This window comes from Verrucomicrobium sp. BvORR034 (assembly GCF_000739635.1).
GTDB lineage: Bacteria > Verrucomicrobiota > Verrucomicrobiia > Verrucomicrobiales > Verrucomicrobiaceae > Verrucomicrobium.
In genome coordinates this window covers 38,552-55,025 of the sequence record NZ_BATQ01000009.1, presented here as the reverse complement: position 1 = coordinate 55,025, position 16,474 = coordinate 38,552, and the positions used below count along the sequence as shown (strand labels likewise).

At 64.1% G+C, this 16,474-nt stretch carries 7 protein-coding genes; all 7 read right to left on the bottom strand.

The genetic code is table 11. The features are described 5' to 3' along the window. Positions 1-828: 828 nt before the first annotated feature. The 7 genes from BV034_RS01750 to BV034_RS01720 are packed head-to-tail and all read right to left on the bottom strand — an operon-like array spanning position 829 to position 16,449. Positions 829-4,422 carry a TlpA disulfide reductase family protein gene (locus BV034_RS01750; RefSeq protein WP_050023511.1) on the bottom strand — a complete coding sequence of 1,198 codons (3,594 nt, stop codon included), beginning with the start codon at positions 4,420-4,422 and terminating at the stop codon, positions 829-831. After that, the gene (locus BV034_RS01745; RefSeq protein ID WP_050023510.1) at positions 4,419-5,450 is read right to left on the bottom strand and encodes a squalene--hopene cyclase; all 1,032 of its coding nucleotides are present in this window, start codon (positions 5,448-5,450) and stop codon (positions 4,419-4,421) included. The genes BV034_RS01750 and BV034_RS01745 overlap by 4 nt, the downstream gene beginning before the upstream one ends. 8 nt (positions 5,451-5,458) lie before the next feature. Beyond that, a complete protein-coding gene (locus tag BV034_RS01740; protein WP_050023508.1) occupies positions 5,459-7,873 on the bottom strand; it encodes a hypothetical protein in 2,415 nt (804 codons plus the stop codon). Beyond that, positions 7,870-11,211: a hypothetical protein gene (locus BV034_RS01735; RefSeq protein ID WP_050023506.1), complete on the bottom strand. Its 3,342-nt coding sequence runs from the start codon at positions 11,209-11,211 to the stop codon at positions 7,870-7,872. The genes BV034_RS01740 and BV034_RS01735 overlap by 4 nt, the downstream gene beginning before the upstream one ends. A gap of 50 nt (positions 11,212-11,261) precedes the next feature. Further along, positions 11,262-13,466, bottom strand: coding sequence for a vWA domain-containing protein (locus tag BV034_RS01730; protein WP_050023504.1), 2,205 nt, complete (start codon positions 13,464-13,466; stop codon positions 11,262-11,264). Further along, a complete protein-coding gene (locus BV034_RS01725; protein WP_050023502.1) occupies positions 13,463-15,550 on the bottom strand; it encodes a BatA domain-containing protein in 2,088 nt (695 codons plus the stop codon). The genes BV034_RS01730 and BV034_RS01725 overlap by 4 nt, the downstream gene beginning before the upstream one ends. Then, positions 15,547-16,449, bottom strand: coding sequence for a DUF58 domain-containing protein (locus BV034_RS01720; protein ID WP_050023500.1), 903 nt, complete (start codon positions 16,447-16,449; stop codon positions 15,547-15,549). Before BV034_RS01720 ends, BV034_RS01725 begins: the two co-directional genes overlap by 4 nt. Between the last annotated feature and the right edge of the window lie 25 nt (positions 16,450-16,474).

The following is a 16,474-nucleotide window of genomic DNA, read 5'->3' as shown; positions in this document are numbered from 1 at the left end:
GGTTGCCTCACCAGGGGACGTTCGCGGCAAGCGGAGCGCTTGCCCTACAGGGCATCAGGGGGGGGGGGGGATCACGGGAAAAGGACGGTTTCCGTTGTATCCATTAACCCACAGCCAACCACCCTGGGTTGTAGGGCGACCGCCTCGGTTGCCTCAGTCAGGGCCAGCGCAAGGCAAGGGGAGCGCTTGCCCTGCAATGCCCTCGAACCCTCCGGGTTCATGAAAATCTGTTCCTCATCCTCGGAGTGCCCGTCATTCCGATGGAGCTCCTTCTGTGTACATTCATCAGCGACACCACGAGTTATCCTGGCCGCATGATGACGTCAAAATGAGGCATCGATGCACTTTGCGATCACAGCATCCATCGTCGTGATCGTCCTCCCGGCATCGAACCTGAAGGGTTCACCATGCATAGCCAGGGGTCGACCGAGTGGAACGAGGGCTACCCCTGGATAGCACCTTTCACCTGCTACCGCGGAGCGGTAGGCCCATCGCATGGCGCCCCCCCAGACGACAACACCGTAATCCACACCATCCGTCATTTGGACTCCATTGGCCTACCGCTCCGCGGTAGAAATCCTTCTCATCACCTTCCATGGGTAGTCCTCGCTACGCTCAGCCGACCCATGGCTACGCATGGCGAACCCTCCTGGTTCATGAGATAACACGCAAAATGACTCACCGACTCACCGACTCACCGACTCACCGACTCACCGACTCACCGACTCACCGACTCACCGACTCACCGACTCACCGACTCACCGACTCACCGACTCACCGACTCACCGACTCACCGACTCACCGACTCACCGACTCACCGACGCCCGGCTACTGCATCAGCTTCTTCACCGCCTCCACAATCTCCTTCTCATTCTCCGGGCTGAAGCCGGTTTTCACGAGGGCAACTTTGCCGTCCGGTCCAACGACCACGGTGTGGGGGATGCCGCTGACCCCGTAGAGCCGCCCGACGGACTGGGAGGAGTCCAGGGCCACCTTAAGGTTCCAGTTTCTTGTTTCAATGAACCGCTTCACCTGTTCGGCCGGTTCGCCCTGATTCACGCCAAGGAGCAGCACCTTCTCCGCAGGCAATGACCCCAGGGATTCCATAAGGCCCGGCAGCGACTTGATGCAGGGGCCACACCACGTGGCCCAGAAGTCCAGCACCACCACCTTGCCCCTGTGCTTGGAGAGTTCGAACTCTTCGCCCCCACCCAACATGGGCAGCTTGAACGCCTTGGCCTCCTGACCCATGGAGGGGTCTGAAGACCCCTCCGCTCCGGGAATGACCGGTTCTGGAGCCGACACAAGCTTCCAGTCACCCAGCGTTTTCATGGCGGGGCTCTCGTCCGGCGGCTGGGTGCGCAACAGATACACCTGCGCCCGGGGAACGCGACAGGTCCCATAGACGGGATGGGTTCCCACGATGAATTCCGGCTCAAACTTTTCCACTGCCAGCCCGAGACGACCGCCATCAGACAACAGGAGCCAGTGGGTGGGCGTTCCGAGCACTCCGCCCCATTTCTCCCGGGCCAGTTCCTTGAGCCGGTCATGATTGACGGCGTTGTTGGTCATCGTGAGCAGACCGGCGGCCGGGTTCCATGAAACAGATGATCCCGGGGGGAACTCCAGCTTGAGGGCGGTGAGCAGCTTCTGGGTGGATTCCGCCTTCCCCAGGGCATGAGGTCTCAGCCAGTAAGCCCGAAGCACCATGTCAGGCTGTACAGGAGGCGGAGACTCGATCACCACCACGTTTCCAGGTTCGATCCGGTAGCGATAGCCCACCAGCGCACAAATCTGGTCCAGAGCCTCCCGAACGGTCTGGACTCCGAACTGGAACTTGAAGGATCTGCCGTCCTTCTTTTCCGGCAGCTTGAATTTCACATCCGTGACTTCCGCCTTGAGGACATTGATCAGGGTTGAAAGCGTGGCGCTTGAGTAGTTGACCCGCCGCGAGGTCATCCGGTCCAGGGCGGGGAGCTCCGCACTACGGTCCTCTTTGAAGCTTTCATCGGTCCCTCCCGGAGCTTGCAGCCAGACCGCCGCTTTTACACGGTCACGCGGCACCTTCAGGGTCTCGAGACCCGACCGGAAACCGAGATGGGTGGCGGTCGCCGCCTCGATCTCTCCCCGCAGGACATCTCCGTTGGCAGCGATGAGCACATGGCGGGGCGGGTGTTCTTTCCTGAACCGTGGCACGCTCAATGCCTGGGTGCGGGCCTCCGCCGTCACGGCCGGAAGCCCCGGTGAACCCGGTGCCGCCCGGCTGCTGAAGTCTGCCAGCTTCACCGGAGTGACTTCGTTGCCCCACACGCTGCACGGTTCGATGATCAACCCCGTGCCCGGACGCCTTCCTGCATCCAGGGAAAACCGGTGCTGCTTGCTCCCGTTGATGAAGATCTCCACAAATTTGTCCTGAATCACCAGACGCATGGGTACGGGCTTCCCCCCGGTGCCGGGCAGCTGGTTTCTGTCGCCGAGCTGTCCGTCCTCCGCCTCGGTGCCGGAGTAGATCTGGCTGCCGAAATTGGCCACAATGAAACGCATGCAATTCTTGTCCTCCCCACCTGTGGCGAAGAGCGTCAGGCGGAAGGTGGAGTAGTTGCTGCTGGTGATGTTGAATTTCACCTCGCTGCTCTGCAAGGCGCCCCAGTGCGCCATGGCGGTCCCGACCGGGAGATCAAGATTCTTCTCCGTGCGTTTCACCGTCTTGTCCGATCCCTTGAGAATCTGCCAGCCCGGATCGAGGAAACTCGTCACATCCGTGGAGGCGGCGGCCTGGAACTGCACCGCAGCCAGGCTGGTGCCGGCCAGGCGGCGGGCGGTGGTGATGGGAGACTCCAGCTCCACTCCGGTGGCGTCCAGGGAAATGAGCCGGCCCGGAATGACATCCCCGGCCCGAGTGTAAAAGAGGGAAGGTGGCTCTTTGATCGCCGCCGGCAGCGCTGCGGGCACCACCTGGGTAATTTCAACGGGAGCCCCTGAAACTGGCGTGCAGGGTGTCTCCGCCCCAATCAACAGCCAGCGCACCGCCGCGTCTCCGGCCGGCATGAACCGGCCATGGAGACTGGTGCCCTGGACCACCAGCTTGTCCATCTGGGCGAAGGGGAGTTCCGCAGACACGCCTTCAGGGCGCTTCACATCCAGCAGCACCTGTCGCAAGGCATCCGTGCGGGTGGGAAGGGGCCCGCTGCTGAAGCTCGTCTTCAACCAGGCATATCCGTCTTTGACCGACTCGATCCTTCCTCGCAACTGGGTGCCGTCGGCGTAGGTCAGCAGCATTTCCGTTGCAGGGCTGGCGGGGCGGTCGGGTGAAAGGAGGATCTCGTTCACGCTGGCCAGATCCACTGCCAGCGGAGGGCCATCCTCACCGGGTTCGATGTAAAGATTCCCTGCCGCCGAAGATCGAATCACGCCGGCGACCACCCTGCCGTCTGCGAGTTCCAGATGCGCCTGCAAGGGATCATGCCGGGCAGGTGCGGCATCCCTCCAGTTCTGGAACGTGAGCTGCTCGAGAGTGAGGTCGCGCCCCCTCCCTTTGAGATACACTTTGTCGTCCCGGCTGCTTTTGTCCGGTTCAAACGTCCAATCGGCCACGGGCTCCCCGTTACCGGCATAGGCCTGGCCTTTCCCGGTTGTTTCATCCCACCGGATGCGGAGGTCCACCACGCGTTCGCTGTCAGCGATCATGCGCAGGGACTTGTACTGGTCCCCGCTCGCGACCACCAGTTCACTGCCCCAGGTCTCCATCCGGAAGTTGCGGAACTTGAGCTGAAACTCCGGACGCTGGCTGGACCGGACCTTGAACGCCACCTCCACCTTCTCAGGCAGCTTCTGGGTGAGGGACACCATGCGGTTCCAGTAAGGAAGCGAGAGGGCTCCGCCCGGACCGGGAAGCAGTTGCAGGACAATGGCGGGGGGCTGGTTTCCGCTGTTGCCGGCGGCGGACTGCTGCTTCTCCAGCTTCCAGCCCGAGTCGCCCACCGGGCCCGACCACAACAGATCGTTCCCCTTGAGCCGCCGCAGATTCAGCACCTCGCTGCGTTTCAGCGACACTTCACCGTGGCGGCTGCTCGTCAACGTGATGGCATCACTGCTGATGCCCACGAGGTTCCCATGGAGCTGGCTCCCATCCCGCAGGGACACGGTAAAGGGGTCCGTGACCGGCACCGCAGAGACCGTGCGGTCCATCCGCCGGAGAAACCACCAGGCAACATCCACCGGTTCTTGAAACAACGGACTCTTCCATCGCACGGTCTTCTCCGTGGCCCCCACCATCTCACCGGGCAGGGTTTCACTGTTCTGCCATCGCAACCGCGCCGGAGGCGGGGCGGCATCGGCACTCTGGGCACGGAGGGACGCCGCCGGAACGGCGAGCAGGCCGCCCGTGGCGATCAGAAGGAGGCTGGGGAGAAGGCGGCTCATCGCTCGTAGATCGGCAGGAAGCGGTAGTTCAGGGCCAGTCCCAGGAGGGACATGCCGGTGCTGTAGGCGGAGCTCCCTATCGCGCCGTCATCGCGTTGCAATTCATGCACCTCGCGCACCTTCACGGCGTTCCACTTCTGCCAGGCTTCGTAGTCCCCCTGGAAGAGGGCTTGGGCCATGTAGTAGCGGAAGTATTCCGGGTAGGTGGTCTCGCGATGCTCCAGGTTCTCCTTGATGCGCTTGAGACTCGCCTGGTACTGCTCTGACTCCTTGGCATGGGAGATGGCGCCCACCAGCGCGGCGATGGCCGAGAGATTCATCGAACCTCCCATGCCGCCGAACCCGCCGGAGTAGGCAACCGATCCGTCCTGGCCCGTGCTGCGCCGCATGTAGTCCATGGCTCCGTTGATGGTCTCGTCAGAAACTTCCAGACCCGCATTTCTGCAGGCAAACAGACCCATGAGCACGGCCCCGGTGACGGAGGTGTCGGCATCGCTGGCATCTGGAGAATAACGCCAGGCCCCCCAGCGGTTCTTGGACTGCGAAGTAGAGGCACAGCGGATGGCCAGATCCAGAGTCTGGCAGATCGTCCGCACGGGTTTCTCCCCCTCCCACAGCAGGGACTCATCCACAGCTCCATACGCCTCCGCGAGGGCCAGCATGGCAAACCCATGATGATACATGCTGTTGGGCAAGTAGCCGGTGCTGGCATCCTGGCTTTTGATCATCGCCCGGATGGCACGGCGGATGACCTGGGCATACTGCCCATAGTTGGGGTCCTCTCCACTGGCGAGAAAGGACATCAGGCAGATGCCATCCACCCCGCTGCCAGAGTTGCCCCCTTTCCAGGTGCCATCGGGCGATTGTGCGGTGGCCAGCCAGGCCAGTCCGCGTTCATAGACAGTGCCCACCTCCGCGGGGATCTGGCCCCCAAACCGGAGGGACGGGTCCTGGGCTTGCAAGGAGACTGTTCCGCAAAGGACGACGCCGGCCGTCGTCAGCAGGGCATGGAGTTTGAGCTGTTTCATCGTACCCTTCATTGCTTGTTGCGCACCCGGCTGTTGTGGTTCTGCTCTATCCCGCTCCAGTAGGACATGCAGTTGTTGAACTCGTTGCTCTTGCTCCATGCGTCCCACTGGCCGGGGGTGATGATGGTCTTCAGATCCTTCTCCGTCACACCCACGATCGGGATGAGCATGCTGTAGTACTGCAGGTACCAGGGGACGCCTTCCGACCCGGAGAAGTAGGTGGCAAGGTCCGGCTGATAGTCCCGGATCACCGCTGCCAGCCTGGTTTTCAAGGCCTCGCTCTGCGCTCCATTGAGCAGCACCTTGCGGTCAAACTCCGCCAGCACAAAGGCGGCCACGGCCTCGTCCTGGAAGTCCTGGCGGGCCTTCTGCTCCCCCTCCCACTTTTTGAACTGGTCAGGGTTGAGTTCCGCCTTGAGCGCCTTCTGCCACACGGGATAATCCTCCGTCTTGCGGGAGCGGTACATGTTGAAGTAGTAGCTGTCGATGCTCGTCATGCGCTGGCCCACATCCTGAACCGTAGCCCCCTGAAGGCGGGCGCGCACCACGGAGTCAACCGTCGGCCGCCATTCATCCATGGCCGCCTCCACCGCACCGCGGGCCGCCGTGCGCAGCCTGGCCATGCGGTCCGGAGCCAGACCGGTAACCCGGGCCGCATCTTCCGCCGCAGTGACCATGGCGTTCATGAGGTTGGTGTGCCGGGCCAGGGACTTCTCGTAAAGGAATAAGGAAACCATCTGCTCCAAATCTTCAGGTTCCGGCTTGCGGGTGCCGAAGTCGGGCTTGGCCACCGGTTTGGGGGAGTTCTCCTGCTGCTGGGAGGCCTGGGCTTTCTCCAGCTCTCTCCACGCCTTGAGCTGGGACTCGTCCAGCACGGACTTCAGATCGGCCTCCTTCACCTTGGCCGCGATGGCGGCAAAGTTCTGACTCTGGAAATCGTAACCGTACTCCGTGGGCTCAGTGGGAAACAACCGGCCGTCTCCGAGAGCCGCCTTTGACACCAGCGGGAGAAGCACCACACGCTGGGCCGAGGTGAAAGCAAGTCTGCGATCCAGCTCAGACAGCACCAGACGTCCCACTTGATCCTCACGCCGGCTCTTGCGCTCGCCATTGGCGATTTCCACCTGCTTGCGCTCCTCCGGTGTGATCAATCCCTCGAGTGCCTTCTTCCACTCGGTATCATTCTGCGGCTGGTCGTCATTCTGAAGGGAGAGGTAATACCCGCGCCCCTTCTTGATGATCTCATCACGGGCCGGTGGCTCCATCTTTTGAAGTTGCTCTGTCGCCTGGGTGGTCCAGCGTTTTTCCGCCCGCTCCAGCACCGTGCGCTTCACACCTTCCAGGGTCTTGAGCCGCTCCTTGGGCAGCCTGAGCGCCAGCAGCGTCTGGTCGGCGTCGCGTTCGAGACTCTTCTCCCAACTGGCCCGCACGCGGTCCAGGGACAGCTTCAGGATTCCGGGAATCTCCTTCTCCGCCTTTTCCTTCCGTTCCGCGAGATGCTGATCCCAGCGGGCCAGTTCGTCCGGGCTCGCCACAGAGGCGACCAGTTCTTTCCAGTCCGGTCGGGACCCGGGGTCCACGTCCAGCGCATAGGCCCGGAAAACGGGGTTTGTTTCCACGAACTGCTGACGTCGCGCCGGGGTGATGAACCACATCGGTTCGGTGGCGCGCTTTTCCTCCTCCGCGGAGAGCTGGTCCACCGCCTTGTTGGCAGCCTCCCGGAGGCGGGTCGCCTTGTCCGCATCCAGCTTCATGATGGGCAGCATGGAGTCAATGCGAGTGGTCACCTGGGCGATGGCCTGCATGCGGCCAGCATTCAGCCAGGGAGTGATGCAGGCCTTGACCTGCTTGTCCCAGGCCTCGCGAGACTCGATGCGGCGCTTTTCCCATGCCGCCAACTGGGTGGGATCCAGCGCCGCCTTCACGGCATCCTTCCACACGGGAAGCTCATCCGGCAGGGTGCATCCCAGAACAAGGCGGCTCCAGGCCAGGACTTCCGGCTCCCAGCGCGAGATCGCGGCGACTGCTGCGGCCGCCTCGCCAGCAGGCAACCGGTTGCGATGGGTCTCGGTCAGCCTTTGCGGGTAGGGCTTGATCGCCTCCTCCACCGCCTGATCGGCGGCCGCTTTGAGAGCCTTTACCCTGGTCTCCTCTTTGATCTGGAAGGTCTGGACGAGCCAGTCCTGCTCGGCCTGCATGAAGTCGGTCAGGTCCTTTTTGCGCAACGGCGTGACCTTGGCCGCCAGCTCGGCCAGCGCAGTTTCGATCTCAGGAGCGAGCGGTTGCTTGACCCGCTCCCACCACGGCAGCACGACGGCAGGAGCAACCGGAGGCTGCTGGGCAACACCTGATGCAGGCAGCGCCCAGAGTCCGGCAGCCACCGCACCAAGGACCAGGGTTCGTGGAAATGAAGACGGGATCATTTGCTGTTGTCCTGCGAGCCCTCAAGGAGATTGAAGTAAGCGTCCAGCCCGGCCTTGAATTCCTCGGGGAACTCTTTCCCGGCCCGGCCTGTCGCCTGGCCCACCGGACGGGCTCCCACGTTGCTGTCAGCATCCGCCCCTTCACCCAGCTCCGCCAGTGCAGCGGATGAGGCGTTGGCTGCAGTGCCGCCTCCACCAGGGTTCGAGCCGCCACCGCCACCACCGTTGGGCTTCATGCGCTTGGCCTGGAGGAGGAGTTCAATGGCTTCTGTTTCGGCTGCAATGGCATCCGCGCCGGTATTGCCACCTCCCAGCAGGCCATGAGCCTCATCCATGATGTTCACCACCGCACCAAGAAGCTGCAGTTCCTTGCCAAACTTGGTCTCCCCTTCCGGCAAGGCCCTGATGTCCGTCACGGCGCTCTGGGTGTGATTCCCGATGGAGGCCTGCTTTTGCGCCAGCGCCCGGGCGGCGGCCACGTATTTGTCTTCATCGATCGCGGCGCGGGCGTTGTCCAGCTCGCGGGTCTCATCCCGCAGTTTCATCTCATCCCGCAGCGCCTGCATGACCTTGAGCACAATCTCCGGGGGCAGGCTGTCCCCACTGCAGCTGGAGCAGGACTTGCAATTGCTCGCCGCCACCAACTCCTCCGCCCAGCGGTCAAAAACATCCGCCCAGTACTCGGAGCCTGAGATGGTCTGGCCAGTGAGGTTCATGGAAACTTTCTCACCACCCCGGGCCAGGGCGCGCACCACCTCCAGTTTCTTCATCTGGTCGAGGATCGTCTTGAACCGGCTGTCCTGCTTCCGCTGGAAGTAGGCCTCCAGGTCGGTCTGGATGGTGTGCACCGTGTTGCTCTGGGTCTTGGCATTCTGGGCGATCGGTTCCGCCTCCTTGGGCGGCGTGCGCTCAATGCCAAACGAGTCCAGTGTCTTCTCGTTGACCGTGCTGGCGATGAGCATCTGCTGACGGGAGGCGGCCTTGAACCGCTTCACAAAGGTGCTGGCCTCCAGGCTGGCAAGGATGGCGCTCAGCTCATCGGAGACTTTGGCGAACTCCTTGAGCAAATCCCGCTGCTCCGCGATGGCGTTGTCCATCTTCTGCTGGGCAGGCGATTCCGGCGGTTTGGGAGCCTCGTCACCTGGCTTCGTGGGAGCGGCACCCAGCGTGGTGGAGGGCAGGCCGAGTTTACCGGCACCAGGGGGTTTGGGCGGGGCGTTGGGATCCGCGGGCTTGGCCTCAGGTGGTTTCCCGAAACCCGCCTCCCGGTCCGCAATGCTCGGAGCCGGAGGCTTGGCAGGCCCCGGAGCGATGGGAGCCCCCTGCTGAGGGGTGGTGGGCAGGTTGGGTCCCTGGCTCACATTCGGCGCAGTCTTGGAGTCCCCCGCAGGTGTGGGCGGCTTGGCTTCGGCAGTCTGGGGTTGCGACGGGTTGCTGGGCGAAGGCTGGCCGCTGGAGGGCTTGCTGGCCGCTCCTGCGGTCTGCTTGAGGAGGTCGGTCACGCTGGGCATGCGGTTGGCCGCGATGTCCTTGAGGGATTTGAGCAGCGTGGCCCAGGACTCGAGACGGTTCGCATCGAACTCATCGTTCTTCGTCGCCTGCTCCACCAGACTGCGCCCGGCGGTGGTCAGACTGTCGAGACGGGCGGCGTTGGCATTCTCCGCCGCCGCCTGCTGGGAGACCCGGCGGCGGTTTTCCGGACGATCCAGCTCGGCAGCTGTCAGCGCCCGCAGGTCCTTGTTGGTCTGGTGCAACTGCTGCTCCATTTCATAGCTCTCACGGGCGGCTTCGATCCACTTCCCGAACTGCTCGGTGAGCCAAAGGGCATGGTCGGTCTTGTTGAGCACATGCAGGGTGAAGGCGGCAGATCGCGCCCGGGCCCGTCCCGGCAGGTAGTCATCCGTCCAGGCCCGCACCTCAATGGTTTGAGGAGGAACGCCATCACGCACAGCGCAGAACGTGGCGCGCGCTGCCAGCTCCCGTTTTTCATGCGCTCCGGCGGCAGCCACTTTCTCTCCCTTGTGCCGTGGCTGGTCTTTGTTGCCATCCAGGGGCGGGGCACCGAGCCACTCCAGCCCGGCACGCTGCACGCCGAAGTCATCGGTGACATTGATGTCGAAGCTGACGACTTCCGTGTCGAGCACCACCTGCTCCATGGTTTCCCGGCGGGCCATGATCTTGGGGGCCTCATCTTCCACAGCCTGCACCCGCAGCAGCAACGGCTCGCGCGGGGTGAGGCCATCCACATCCCGCCACATGAACTTGCGCTCCGTATCGGCGTTCACCGGGGCATAGCTGGTGCGGATAACGGCCCCGCTCACCGTCTGGCTGGTCCCATCCAGCTCAGCGGCGGCAAGATCCCGGCTGGCCCGGGCTTCAAAGGCGGCCTGGGCGCCCTTCACAATGCTGACGGTGCCTCCTCGAACCGGCTGCCCCTGCTCAGACTTGTATCCCAGATACGAAGGCAGGCGCAGCTTCACGGAGACATCCTCCAGTTCCGGACGAGGACGGGGCGCGAGGGTGATGGTCTTTCGCACATCACCCAGGCTAAGCCGCAGGGAGGTGTCCACCTTCTGCGGTGGGAAGGCCAGCGGATACACGCCCGAGGCATTCGAGGTCTCCACCCATGGCTGGTTCCCAATGCGGGCCGAGGCCGCGCCAGGTGACCAGCGGGTGTCGGACGAGAGTTTCACCGGCAGCTCAAAAGGCTCCGCCAGCGGCACCACGAGACGCGAGGGAAGCTGCTCCACCTTGGCAAAGGTATAGCGCTCCACATTCTGCCACGGAAGACCCCAGCGTGAGAGAGCGTTGCGCGCCGCGTCACTCACCGCCACAAAGGCGACCAGCATGAGTACGCCCACGGCGATGGCTGCGTAGGCCCACTGGCGATGCCGGGCATCCGGCACGGCGTGGGTGAAGTCCTTGTCCTTCACCGCTTCCGCCGCCTGGGCCATGGCCGCCTGCACGAGCCGCTCGCTCCGGCCCGCCTCACCCTGCTCCATCCGGGCCAGCTCCACGATGCCCAGCAACTGGTCCCCCAGGCGGGGAAAGGTGCGGCGCAGGAGACGGGCGGCATCCTCCAGACGGCGCTGACGCCACACCCAGCGGTGCCATTTCCAAGGCAGTCCCACGCCCAGCGTCGCGGCCCCGCCCAGCAGGAGGGCAAGACGCAGCCAGGAGGGTGTTTCCATGAACCGGTCCAGGACAAAGACCAGGAGGTACGATAGCACCAGGCCGAACGCCGCGGCCAGCAACCCCTCGGTGAGCTTCACCGTCCAGACGCGGCGTCGGAAGTCCGCGAGTTTGCTTTCAAGCACGGGTGGCAGGGTGGTCTTCATGACTCGGCTTGGTTTGGTTGAAAAGTTGGCAGGAGGAACAGTGGAAGAGGCTAGAAGGCACCGGCGGCCTTGCGGCCGACCCAGAAGACGCCCATGAGGGTCACAAGGAGCAGAGACCAGATGGGATGCGCCCAGATCTGCACCCGGCGCTCCTGCTCCTCGGGTCGGGGCATGGCCGCGACGGCAGCCACGACCTCGGCAGGATCGGTGGAGGAAATGAGCTTGCCCCGGGTGAGCTGAGCGATCTCCCGCAGCACATCGGGTTTCGCGGGCTGGCCGAGCTTTTCCCGCGGGGTGCCCTGCACGGAAATGAGCGTGTCCAGCGCGGCCCCGGCATCGGCCGAGGTGAGGCGCACGCGGTGCTCGCCGGGCTCCGTCGGTGTGGTGACGCCGCTGAAGAGTCCCCAGGCCTCCTCCCCGGCGGAGACGAGCCTGACGCTGGAGGTCTTCCCAGACGGGGCAGTGATTTGGGCAATGACGGTGCCGTCGCGCAGAGGTTCCCCTGTCTGGCTGGTGACGTTGGCGTTGAGCGTGAGCACCGCCCCGGTGCGCGGCCGGTCGGGGGAGTAGAACAGGCGCATCTTGTCCCCCTGGGACATGTTGCGCTGGTACGCCATCCACCGCACCACCTGACCCCAGAAGCGGTAGTGGTACTTGTCCTCCACCCCTTTACGCCAGCGCCAGGCTCCGTCTGTGCCCATGAAGAGGATCTTGCCAGCTCCGTGGGTCTTTGTCACGATCAGAGGGATTCTTCCGAAGCGATTCGTCTCCGTGCCATGCATGGCAAGCACTTCGCTCCCCGCCTTGGCCCGGATCGCGGGGGCGTACCACTGGAAGCCCGGCAGATTTTGCCACACACGGGCGCTGGCCTCATCGGTGTCCTCCAGCTTCGTCAGGAGACTGCGGGTGCCGGACTCCGTGAGGGAAAACTTGCCCGGGGACGAGGTGCCCCAGCCACGCGGTTGGGCGGTGTCCCACACCACCGGTAGAAGATCGGCGAGGGTCGTGTTTTGCAGGGTGCTCTGGTAGCCGTTGAGCCCCGGCATGAAGACCAGACCGGCGGCCTGATCCCGCACCAGCTTCTGCAACGCATCACACTGCTCCAGAGTGAGTTGCCCTTTATCGATCCCCACATCGCCCAGGAAGACCACATCATACTTGGCAAGGGCGTCGGCCTTGGGCATGGCGCTGAGGTAACCACGCCCGGCGCCGGACTTGCCCAGGGCTGGATGAAACAACAGGCAGTTCACCTCCACCCCGGGATCACGCTCCAGGGCGTTGCGCAGGTAGCGGTACTCCCAGCGTGGGAAGCTCTCGATGATGAGCACATGCAGCTGCTCCTTCCGGATGGAAAGCGGAGCCTCGATGGAGTTGTTGTTCAGGAACCGTTCACCGCCGGTCTTGGGCACGGCGAGGGTCAGCTTCAGTTCACCGGGTTTTTCCGGACGCCAGACCATCACATCCTGCAGCCGGCTCATGGCGGGAATGACGACGGACTTCGTGATGACCTCGCCAGTGGACGACCGCAGCTCCACCACGGCGGCCTCATCCCGCGGCAGGGAACTCTCGATGGTGAAGGGCACGCGCAACGGCTTGCCCGCGATGGCAAAGGTGGGCACCTCGAAACTGGCGAGCTCCACATCCGGCAGGCGGCTTTCCGAACCCAGCGGCACGGCAAAGACCGGCACATCCCGCATGCGCAGCCGTGTGGCCGCCTGGGCCGGGGCTTCCCCGCTGTTCCAGTCGCCATCAGAGACGAGCACCACGGCCTGGAGGCGCGGGTGCTTCTCCGCCACTTGATTCAGTGCTCCGTTAAGATCCGTCCCCTCCTCCGGCGGCTGTTGAGCGGAGGAGAAATCCTGCAGCACCACCTCCATGCGCTCGGTCAGGGAGGCCCAGGTGGCCGCCTCTGCCAGCGGGGCGGCCAGCGCCTTCCTCGCCAGGGGCTCGGACGACGGGCTGGCGGCGTTGATCATGTCCTGCGTCTCCATCGAGCGCGAGACATCCCGCAGCACCACCAGGGTGGGCTTGCTCTCCGGTTTGAAAAGCTCCCGCCACTCGGGTTGGTTCAAGGTAATTGCAATAGCTGCGGCGATGAACACGCGCAATGCCTCAAGCAGGCCGGTGACCCGCCGATAGCCGCTGCGCCGCCACGCCATCCAGGCCAGCCCGGCGATGAGCAGCACGAAGACCACCCCCACCGTGACGGAAAGGGGGCTGGGGCTGAAGACCAGAGTCTGGCTGGCGGGTTTCATGCCGTGGGTTGCGCGGGTTCGCGGAAAGAAGGAGTTCCGTTCTGGGCGGGATCTGCATTTGCCCGGGCGAAGAAGGGGTTCGCGGCAGCCCGGCCCGGTTCCGGACGCCCGGGCATGCACAGGAGGGCCTCACCCAACAAGGCCAGCGCCATCACCATGAGGAACGTACGCCAGATCTCACTGGTGAGGCTGCGGCCATCGTCCAGGTTGTCCGTGAGCACCCGGTAGTCGAGACCCGTAAAAAGCTCGTCCAGATTCGCACTGGTGAGGTGCAGAGACTCGTCCTCCGTGGCGGGCCGGTTCAGGGCGGTGAGGAGCTCGCCAGAACTACGCACTCCGGCCATGAGGGGAAGGTTGATGGAAGGAACGTTGTCCTCACGCGCCTCGATCGATTTCCATGCCGAAGGATCCGCTCCGAGCGAGCCCAGCGCAGCAGAGCGCTGCCGGGCCTTGCCCAGGGTGCGGGCCCCTTCGTTGAGCGACCGGTGCAGCATGGCGAACATGACCACGCCGTCCCGCGCCAGGCTGGACGCGCCAGGGCCGGTCAGGGTCCCTAGGAAATAAACTCCCCCGCCCTGCTCGCCACCTGCACGGACGAGGAGAGGTTCGCGGTTGGGCAGCCGGGCCAGGGGCACGCCTTCCCCCAATACCGGCACGTGACGGGTCACCTCCACACTGCCCACTGGCAGCGCGGTGCCGTCGCGCAGATTGGCCAGGATGTCGGCATCATTGCGCCACCACTCCACCGCCTGGGCCCGGGTGCCGGTTCCGCCCTGCCAGGGTCCCCAGCCCAGTCCCAGAAAACGCACGTCATCCGGTGACTCGGGCGGGAGAAACAGCACCGACCTGCCCGATGCCACATGATTTTCCAGCTGTCGGGCCAGGACGTCATCCGCCTTGGGCAGCGGGGCCTGCCAGACGATCAAGGCCGTCTCATCCCAGGGGATCTCTGCGGCCCGCTGACTGCGCAAGCGAGTCACGGCGTATTTGCGAGAGGGATCCGCCGGAGCCCCAAGTGCGGCGGCAAGGCCGGAGGTCTCCAGCTCATCATCGGAAACGATCACGGAGCGCATGGGAGGAGGCTCATCAAAGACGAAGTGCCACGCGTTGTTGGGCAGGCAGGCATCCCCCGGCAATTCCACCCGGCCCCAGCCCCGCTTGAGCGACTTGTCGATGGGGAAGGTCTGCCCTTGAAGCACCAACTGACTTTCCTTGAGCGTGACTTTCACGGTGGTCGCGGCCCCATTGATGACCACCCGCAGCGGTACTTCGATCGGTACGAGCGCTTGTCCGGCCTGTCGCGTGATGCGAAGATCCATGAGTAGTTCCGCCTTCGCAGAGGTCTCGCGCCGGGTCACCCGCTCCACCCGCACCGCCAGATCGTCCTCCGCTATCTGAGGATAAGCGAGCAAGTGGAACCGCACCCCCTGGAGAGCAGCGTAGGCGCTACGCAGGGTTTCCCAGCGACCTCCTGCGGCGTCCCAGTCGCCCTGCTGCAGATCGCTCAGCAGCCACACGTCCGTCCGTCCGGACTTGTTGGTGGTGATGTAGTCCAGGGCCTTTTGCAGCATGCCGGGAATGTCTGCCTTCGTGTCCGTGGGACCCGTGTGCGGCATGTCCAGCAGACGCTCCGCCTTGTCGAGCGACTGAGGATCCCCCACGGCACTGTCCACCAGCACGAGCCGGGAACGGGTGCCCACCGCATCATGAATGGCGCGGGCGATGTTGCGCAGCCCCGCCAGGCGTTTGCTCACCCCGGTGGTGGTATTCTGCTGCTCCATGCTCGCGGAGCGGTCCAGCAGGATCATGACCGTGTCTGGCGCGCCCCCAGTCAGGCCCAGCCAGCCGCCAGCCAGCGGGCGGGTGATGACAAAGATGATGGCGGCCACCGCCAGCACGCGGAACGCGAGAATGAGCACCTGCCGCAGGCGGGACAACCCCTTGTTCATCCGCTGCGCCATGAGCAGGAACATCATGGCCGCCCACTTCACCTGACGCCGCCGATAAAGGTGGATGAGGTGAATGATCACCGGCAGCGCGGCGAGCGGCAGGGCAAACAGCAACGCTGGTTCGAGGAAAGTCATCGGGAGCCGCGTTTGGGGGTGCGTCCGAGGAGGAACCGCGCGAGCACGTCCTCATACCGGTCGTGCAGCTTCACGCGATGGTAGTCCATGCCGGTGGTGCGCACCAGTTCGTCCATCTCCATGAGGTACTGACGCACGGCTTCACGATAGTTCCGCGCGATGAGGGAGGGATCGGCCAGGACCATCTCCCCGCCTTCCATGTCCACGAACCTCGCAGGCCGGTCGAAGTCAAAGTCCAGCTCCTGCTGGTCCAGCAGATGAAAGGCGGCCACATCGTGCCGGCGGAAGCGGAGATGCTGGATGGCCGACTTCAGCTCGACCGGAGGTACGAAGAAATCCGACAAGATGACGATGAGCGCCCGCTGGCGGATCTTCTCGGCCGCATTGTGCAGGGCTGTCAGGAGGGTGGTGCCGCCGAGGGGCTGGATAGTGCCCATCTGATCCAGCACCAGTCCGAGGTGCGAGGCTCCTCGTTTGGGGGGGATCTCAATCGCAGGTTCAGCCATGCTCCAGAGGCCTGCCGCGTCCCCCTGCTGAGCGGCGAGATAGGCCAGCGTTCCGGCCAGCTTGCGGGCATAGTCCAGCCGCGTGGCCCCAGCCGGGCCGAAGCCCATGGAGCCACTGGTGTCCAGCAGAAGGCAGAGTCGAAGATTCGTGTCCGCCTCGAACTCTTTGATGTAAAAGCGATCACTCCGGCCCCAAGTGCGCCAGTCCAGTCGCCTCGTGTCATCGCCCGGCACATACTTGCGATACTGGGCGAACTCCAAGGACGAGCCTTTGACCGGGCTGCGGTGTTTCCCCGAGACGCTGCCCAGCATGGTCTGCCGGGCATGGAGGGGAAGCGCCATCAGCCTGGCCAGCACGGCAGGCTCCAGAAAGGATCGCTTCTCTTCCGCCATGTTGGGGTGTGGAGGCTGAAATCTT

Bases quoted from the DNA above. Each gene is read 5' to 3' on its own strand.
- BV034_RS01735 (WP_050023506.1), bottom strand. From the start codon at position 11,211: ATGAAGACCACCCTGCCACCCGTGCTTGAAAGCAAACTCGCGGACTTC.
- BV034_RS01740 (WP_050023508.1), bottom strand. From the start codon at position 7,873: ATGATCCCGTCTTCATTTCCACGAACCCTGGTCCTTGGTGCGGTGGCT.
- BV034_RS01745 (WP_050023510.1), bottom strand. From the start codon at position 5,450: ATGAAACAGCTCAAACTCCATGCCCTGCTGACGACGGCCGGCGTCGTC.
- BV034_RS01720 (WP_050023500.1), bottom strand. From the start codon at position 16,449: ATGGCGGAAGAGAAGCGATCCTTTCTGGAGCCTGCCGTGCTGGCCAGG.
- BV034_RS01725 (WP_050023502.1), bottom strand. From the start codon at position 15,550: ATGACTTTCCTCGAACCAGCGTTGCTGTTTGCCCTGCCGCTCGCCGCG.
- BV034_RS01730 (WP_050023504.1), bottom strand. From the start codon at position 13,466: ATGAAACCCGCCAGCCAGACTCTGGTCTTCAGCCCCAGCCCCCTTTCC.
- BV034_RS01750 (WP_050023511.1), bottom strand. From the start codon at position 4,422: ATGAGCCGCCTTCTCCCCAGCCTCCTTCTGATCGCCACGGGCGGCCTG.